The 8,005-nt window shown below is 38.3% G+C and carries 5 protein-coding genes; 4 read left to right on the forward strand and 1 reads right to left on the reverse strand.

Annotation, left to right across the window (positions count from 1 at the left end):
• From AC22ZQ_RS10405 to AC22ZQ_RS10415, 3 genes are all read left to right on the forward strand, one after another.
• The coding region (locus tag AC22ZQ_RS10405; protein WP_318958722.1) for an efflux RND transporter permease subunit at positions 1–710 on the forward strand (710 nt) is incomplete at its 5' end.
• Between the two features lie 167 nt (positions 711–877).
• A complete protein-coding gene (locus AC22ZQ_RS10410; protein WP_318958723.1) occupies positions 878–1,294 on the forward strand; it encodes a lipocalin family protein in 417 nt (138 codons plus the stop codon).
• A gap of 112 nt (positions 1,295–1,406) precedes the next feature.
• Positions 1,407–5,909, forward strand: a complete 4,503-nt coding sequence (locus AC22ZQ_RS10415) for a VPS10 domain-containing protein (protein WP_318958724.1) — start codon at positions 1,407–1,409, stop codon at positions 5,907–5,909.
• A gap of 249 nt (positions 5,910–6,158) precedes the next feature.
• On the opposite strand, the gene AC22ZQ_RS10420 is transcribed toward AC22ZQ_RS10415, so the two are convergent.
• Positions 6,159–6,941, reverse strand: coding sequence for a DUF3108 domain-containing protein (locus AC22ZQ_RS10420; protein WP_318958725.1), 783 nt, complete (start codon positions 6,939–6,941; stop codon positions 6,159–6,161).
• A 366-nt stretch (positions 6,942–7,307) separates the two neighbouring features.
• On the opposite strand from AC22ZQ_RS10420, the gene AC22ZQ_RS10425 reads away from it, so the two are divergent.
• Positions 7,308–8,005 (forward strand): TlyA family RNA methyltransferase (locus AC22ZQ_RS10425; RefSeq protein WP_318958726.1); only part of this gene is annotated, 698 nt, incomplete at its 3' end.

Here is an 8,005-nt window from a genome sequence, read left to right on the forward strand (position 1 = left end):
ACGTGGAAGAAGGTAACTTGCCTTCTACCATTAAATACAAATTTACGGGTCAGCAAGACGAACAGGCGAAGGAGATGGCTTTCTTAAGTAAAGCGCTTTTAATCGCAGTATTCTTAATCTTATTGATCATTGTAACACAGTTTAACTCATTCTCTACACCGGCCATTATTTTATTTGCCGTAGTATTATCTCTTATTGGGGTGTTCTTAGGTTTAATTATTAGTGGAATGGACTTCGTAATTATTATGACCATGATTGGTATCATTGCGTTGGCTGGGGTTGTGGTGAATAATGCTATTGTATTGATAGATTACACCAATTTATTGAGGTCGCAAAGACGTGATGAGCTTGGTTTAACGGAGAACGAACAGTTGCCTTACAGCGAAATTGTTAAAGCAACCGTACGTGGAGGTGAGACGAGGTTAAGACCTGTATTGTTAACGGCAATCACAACCATTCTTGGTTTAATTCCATTGGCGATAGGTTTGAATATTGATTTCGTTGGTTTGATTACAAAATACGATGCAAACATTTTCATAGGTGGAGATAACAATATATTCTTCTCGCCTATGAGTTGGACAATCATCTACGGTTTAACCTTCGCAACTTTCCTAACATTGATTATTGTACCCGCAATGTATTTGGTGTTCTACCGATTTAAATTGTGGATTTACAAAATTTTCAAATGGAAGATGAGAAGTAATATTTAACCTTGTATAGGGCATAATGTAAGGCCTCTGCCTTTGGGTAGGGGCTTTTTTATGCGAATAATTTATGTACACATACGAAAAATTTTTAATAAGAAAAGTTCATATATCGTTTAACTATCCTTTCTGATATTTCATTAAGTTTGAGAGAACCAAAAACAATAACTATTATGAAAAAAGTATTTATGCTTGCTGCGGTTGCGCTAATAGCTTTCGCTTGTACAAAAGAACAAAGAGCCGTAAATAAGTTAGAAGGAACTTGGATACTAGATAAAATTGAAGAAAGTGATGGATCTGTAACCGTAACAGATGAGGATCCTAATGGTGAAGTTACTTTCAATAAATGTAAATTAGCTGATGAGGAATTTTGCTCTTATTCTTCTTCTATTTCGTATGAAGCTTTCGGAAACACCTATGAGTTTTCTGAAACTGGAGAATACAGAGTTCAGGATGAAGAAATTCAATTTAGAGACGATTCAGAAGATACTTCTTACGATGTACTTAAAATTGAAACACTTAAAAGTAAAGAATTAGTTGTTCGTCAAGACGACGAGGATGGCTATACGAAGCTATATTACTCAAAGTAAGTAGTGCATATACAGTAGATGAAGTGCTCCGAGAAATCGGGGCACTTTTTTTTGTTTTAATTTTTAGCTTAAGCATTTAATTTTAAATTTGTTACGTTGCTAAAACTAGAAAATGAAACTTATTAAACTCATTGCGCTCGCATTTGCTTGCGGAGCCTCCATTGCTATGACCTATGGTCAATCTATAGATTGGAGATCCTATAATTCTCAAGCCCACCAAAACTTTTTTGATCTACAAGAAGCTTTCGAAGATGAATTCGGTGGTCAACCTTATGTTTCTGGAAAAGGAATAAAACAATTCCGAAGATGGGAATATTATTGGGAGAGTAGAGTCAATTCAGATGGAACTTTTCCTAGTCCTGGACATGTACTCAATGAAATGCTCATGTACAATGCAGCGCACCCACAGGCAAAATCATATGTTGCGGGAAGTGGAACTTGGAGTTTGGTAGGACCAAAATCTTTACCCACTAATTTGACAGGTCAGTTGAATGGAAACGGAAGACTTTCTGCGATTGCCTTTCACCCAACGGATACGAACATTATCTACGTGGGGGCACCGGCTGGAGGTTTATGGAAAACAACAGATCACGGTGCAACGTGGACAGAATATTCAGCGGGTTTGACGCGTTTAGGAGTATCAAGTATTGTTATTCACCCTACCCAACCAGATACAATCTACATAGGTACGGGAGATAGAGATGGAGGAGATGCTCCAGGTTACGGGGTCTGGCGTTCAACAGACGGTGGTGCAACGTGGGCAGCACATAATTCAGGGATGGGGAATATTACCATTAATGAGCTGATTATGAATCCGAACAATGCGGATAGTATGTATGCTGCAGCTTCTAATCAAAAAATTTATAGAACGATTGATGGTGGGGCGACTTGGTCTTCTTCTGCCAGTTTAGGGATGAACCCGAAGGATATTGCACTTCATCCAACAAACCCAAATATCGTTTACGCTTCAGGTTCGGAATTGCACAAATCAACCAATGGTGGAGCAAACTTTACTCAAATTTCAAGTGGTGTACCCTCTAATCCTTCTCGAATGGCTTTAGCAGTATCTCCAGATGAACCGAATTGGGTATATCTATTGGCAGGAGACGGGAATGGTTTAGTAGGAATTTATCGTTCAACGAACTCAGGGATTTCATTTTCAGCGCGTAGTACCACACCAAATATCTTAGGTTATCAAACAGATGGTTCAGGAAATGCATCACAGGCATGGTATGATTTAGTTCTTGTAGCAAACCCTTTGGATGCAGACGAAATATACGCAGGAGGTATCAATATTTGGAAATCTACGGATGGCGGAATGAATTTGAGTTGTGCTTCTTATTGGGTAGGAACCCAAGGGAGTATTGATGGTGTTCATGCCGATCAACACGTGCTAGAATTTTCACCACATAATAACATACTCTACAATGGTAATGATGGTGGAATATATTATACGATGGATGATGGTACAAACTGGACAGATATTTCAAGTGGTTTAGCGATTGCCCAAATTTACAAGATAGGTGTATCTCAACAAACGAAGGATTTGGTGATTACCGGTTTCCAAGATAATGGAACGGGCTATACAACAGCGGCGAATGATTTTTATACTGTAATTGGAGGTGATGGTATGGAGTGCGTTATAGATCCAACCGATGACAATTACATGTATGGTGCTTTGTATTATGGTGACATAAGAAGGTCATCCAATGGAGGTAATAATTTCTCAGGAATTACCAGTTCAATTTCAGAATCTGGAGCTTGGGTTACTCCCTATAAGCTAGACCCAAATAACTCAAATACCATGTTAGTGGGGATGGAGAATGTTTGGAGAAGTACAGATGTGAAGGCTACAGCGACATTTACACAAATAACAACGTTTTCAGGTTCTCAGAAAATAAGAGATATTGCTATTGCACCTTCGAATAGTGATGTAGTTTATGTTTCAAGAAGAGATAATAAACTGTGGAAATCAACGAATGCAACTACAGCTACACCAACATGGGTGGATTTAGGAGCTAATTTACCTGTGAGTAATGAACCAAGTGATATTGAAATAGATCCAACCAATCCGAATCACTTATTTATTGCACTAAACAACAATATTTATGAATCGAATAATGGAGGTTCCTCTTGGGTAGATATCTCAGGAACCTTACCGAACATAGCTTTAAATACTATAGTTATTGATCATGAAAGTTCTGTGAATGCTATGTATGTGGGTATGGATGTAGGTGTATATTACATCGATGATAATTTAACGGATTGGGTTTCTTATCAGACAAATTTACCGAATTGTGAAGTTTTCGAATTAGAAATTCAATACGATAACGTGAGTTGTGGAGGTCAACTTTTGGCGGCTACTTATGGACAAGGGTTGTGGAGGAGTGATTTAAAAGATCCAGGGGGATTGGCTCCTGTGGCTTGTTTTACCTCAACATCAGAATCAGCATGTGAAGGTAGTGTGGTGAGTTTTACTGACCTTTCTAATTTCACACCTAACAGTTGGTCTTGGAATATTACACCCTCTACTTTTCAATATGTCAATAGTACGAGTGCTACCTCTCAAAACCCTGAAGTTATCTTTGACGCAGGAACTTATACAGTTGCACTAACGGTAACGAATGCACAAGGAAGTGATGTAGAAACAAAAACGGCTTACATTACTGTAGGTCAGGCAGATTACCCTTGTGATTACAATGAAAATTTTGAAGCGGAAACCACATGTTCTACCTCTAATAATTGTGGAGCAACGGTTTGTGGTTTATCTTCTAATTGGATAAACCTAGCTAATGGAACCGAAGATGATATAGATTGGAGAGTTGATACTGGAGGTACACCTTCTACTGGGACAGGACCAAGTGTTGATAACACCTTAGGAACAGCAGCGGGTAAATATGTTTATTTAGAGGCATCGAATGGTTGTTTTCAGAACACTGCGACCTTAGCGTCGAACTGTATTAAACTTACACAAGCCTATAACTTTAGTTTTGCCTACCACATGTATGGTGGTCATATGGGGCAAATTCACGTAGATCTTTTCTATAACAATGAGTGGCACGAAGATTATGTACCGGTGCTTTCTGGAAACCAAGGAGACCAATGGTTCACGCAAAACGTAGATTTATCAGCACACCAAGGTGAAACCGTAAAGTTGAGAATAAGAGGTGTTACAGGTTGGGATTTTGAATCAGATATCGCCATAGATGATATTCGCTTTACACCAGTAGCTGGTTCTCCAATTCCTGCTTCAACTTGTGCCAACTACACCTCTCCAAGTGGAAACTACGTTTGGAACTCTACTGGTATTTATACAGATACGCTCACAGGAGCTGGAGGGTGTGATAGTATTGTAGCTATAGATCTTACCGTTTTGGGGGCAGATAATACAACAGAAAATATTACAACGTGTAGCGCATATACTTGGCCAGCTAATGGACAAACTTATGCCTCAGCTGGGAACTATACAACAACCTTAAGTAATGTGAATGGTTGTGATAGTGTGGTTACGTTAAACCTAAGTTTTAGTAACGCAGCTTCAAGTACTCAAAATGTGAATACTTGTGGGGCTTATACTTGGGCGTTGAACGGACAAACGTATAATGCCAGTGGTACTTATTCGGAAACTGTATTAAGTACTGCAGGGTGTGACTCAACTGTTACCTTAAACTTAAACATTGGTCAACCCAATTCATCAACCCAACAGGTTACGCAGTGTGATGCTTATATCTGGCCTGTTGATGGGAATACCTACAACACATCAGGGAATTACACAGCAGTGATAGCCAATGCCTTAGGATGTGATAGTACGATTACTTTACAGTTGACGATAAACAATGCCGTTGCGACCACACAAACTGAAATGGCTTGTGGTTCTTATGTTTGGCCAGCAAATAATCAGTCGTATACCAGTTCTGGAATCTATACAGAAACACTGCAAACCATCAATGGTTGTGATTCTTTGGTTACGCTAGATTTACAAGTGAATCCATCGTATAATTTTACAGAAACGGTTAACTACTGCGGTGATTATCTGTGGATAGAAGATGGAAATACCTACAGCTCAACAGGAGTATATACAACTACTTATACCTCGGTGTTTGGTTGTGATTCTGTGAGAACTTTAGATTTATTTATTGAAGATGTTGAAGCAGTTGTAAATGAAGTTGACCCAATTACTCTGGCAACATTTGCAGGTGGTAATTTACAAAATCAATGGGTGGACTGTAATAATAATTATGCGCCAATTCCAGGTGAAACAGGGTCTACTTTTGTAGCAACGGCCAATGGTAGTTATGCCTTAATTGCAACGGGGCAAAATTGTTCAGATACTTCTGAGTGTTTCGTGATAGATAAGGTGGGGTTAGATAAAGCAGATGCTTTTGAATTCAATATTTACCCAAATCCAGTGAGCGATAAATTGTTTATTACCGTTCCAACGGAGCAAGGTCCGGTAACTGCGCGCTTGTTCGATGCTAAAGGGGCACTAGTAGAAAGTTTCAACTTTGAGAACGGACAAAAAATAGAAATGCTCTTCCCATATGCAAAAGGAGTATACACCTTAGAATTGCAAGTAGATGGAAAAGTAGTTTCAGAGAAAATAATTAAGCAGTAAGAAGTTTTGGTTGTCTTTCGATTTACTTAAATAAATGATCGAAACTACACCGTAACTTCTGGTTAAATACTTCGGCTGCAAAGCCAGAGAATATATAGCGCTACATCAGGCTTCTTGCTTATGTGGCGCTTTTTTGTTTCAATCCCTACAGCAGGGTGATGCTTTTGTTGCTGGTAGAAAGGAAGTCTATACAAAAAGGGAGATCAAATTGTGACCTCCCTCATACACTAGTGTACTAACACTTTGATTTTATTTCTTGGCAAGCTCGTGTTTCAAACCTTCCCATTCAACGAGGTGCATTTTAATGCTACCTACTGCTATTTTCGCTTTTACTAATACAGGTATTCTGTTTCCATCATTGGTTACCCAAAACTCAACATCTTCCTCGTTTTTAAAGTAACGTCCTTCTTGGACTACAGGTACGAACTTCATGCATTCAAATTCGCCCTTTCTTATTTTAACGTTTTCTATTCCTTTATATTTCATTTTAAGTGGCCAAAGTTCACCGTCCATAAAACAATCGAAGGTGGTAACTTGATCTACTTTCATGTTTTTAAAATCTAAAGTCCTCGCGTGATAAAAGGCGGAGATCATATCCTGAACACCTAAAGGTACTTTTACCGTTTCTTCTCCTGTGTTTACGGTTTGTTTGTCTTGTCTAAAGGTGTAATTCTGTTTGATTTCATGTCCCCCCTCATAAACATCTCTAATAAACTCCCATGGAAAAGCACCCTCTTGGTCCATGTAACTTTGGTAAACATCTTCTACTTTGTAAAAAGCATTAAATGCTCCCAAAGACCTTCCTTCACCTTTCATGTGGTAGAGTTTTCTTCCCGTTGGAGATTTTTTTGAGGTTTCATTCACCGTCAAGATGGCTTCACCTGCATCAACAAAACCGTAACTTACTCTATATCTTAATCGTTCTCCTGCTTCAAAACTTTTGCTCTTTGCTGTAGGGTATTTAACGGCAGTCGCACTTACCAACCCCAAGCCTAAACTCAAAACGATAGCTGCACCAAATGTCCATTTCATATTTTCAAGTTTTTATATTCACAGAGTATAACGCAAAATCTTTGCCATTATTAATTCAAAGTTTAAAGATTAAAATTCAAAAAGACTATTTGGTCACGAGATATAACGGCTTTTAACCAATGAAATCTCAAAGCTTTATCACAAAGCACAAAGAGCGTGTATTTTCTTTATCTTCTCTAATTACTAGACCTTAGATCAATGTTTAAATCTTTAATACAACATTAGAATTTTTCAAATTTTCGCTGCACACCAAGCTTAAATCAGTTAAATACCTCAAATTTTAACTTTTCAAACATTCGAACCATCAAACCGATAGGCTCCTTTTCACAACTATGTATTATTTTTGTAGCCTTAAAAGCTAGAAAAGTGGAATTAGAGAGACTGGACAAAATTTTGATCAACAGAGGATTGGTAAGTACACGTGTAAGAGCGGAAGAGTTAATCAAAGAAACAGGGGTTCTTGTGGAAGGAAAATTACTCACCAAGCCAGGGAAGAAATTTCCAGTTGACGTAAAAATAGAATTGTTAGGTCAGGAATTACAATACGTCTCTCGTGGTGCACTTAAGCTAGAAAAAGCATTAGATCTTTGGGGAATTGACCCTACTGGAAAAACAGTGATGGACATCGGTGCTTGTACGGGTGGATTTACAGAATTGGTACTGGAAAGAGGTGCTAACAAAGTATTTGCTGTTGATGTGGGTCGAGACCAGTTGGCACAGAAACTCAAAGAAGATGAGCGCGTAATAAACCTTGAGAAGACACACGTTAGAGAGCTCAATAATAAATTGATTACCGAAATGACGCAGCTATGTGTTGTGGATGTATCTTTTATCTCTTTAGAAAAAGTTCTGCCCTTTATTCACGCGTTTATGGAACCAGATTCAGATCTTGTTTTGTTGGTAAAACCTCAGTTTGAAGTAGGAAAAGAGAATATTTCTAAAGGGGGTATTGTGAAAGATGTAAAGCTATATCCAGGGGTCATTGAAAAAGTGCAGAAATTGGCTGTGTTAAGTAATTTTATTTACCAAGATCATACAGAGAGTCCTATCCTAGGAGGGAATGG

The sequence above is a fragment of the Lishizhenia sp. genome (genome assembly GCF_057456495.1).

Coding starts and splice junctions, on each gene's coding strand:
- AC22ZQ_RS10420 (WP_318958725.1), bottom strand. CDS start 6,941: ATGAAATGGACATTTGGTGCAGCTATCGTTTTGAGTTTAGGCTTGGGG.
- AC22ZQ_RS10410 (WP_318958723.1), top strand. CDS start 878: ATGAAAAAAGTATTTATGCTTGCTGCGGTTGCGCTAATAGCTTTCGCT.
- AC22ZQ_RS10415 (WP_318958724.1), top strand. CDS start 1,407: ATGAAACTTATTAAACTCATTGCGCTCGCATTTGCTTGCGGAGCCTCC.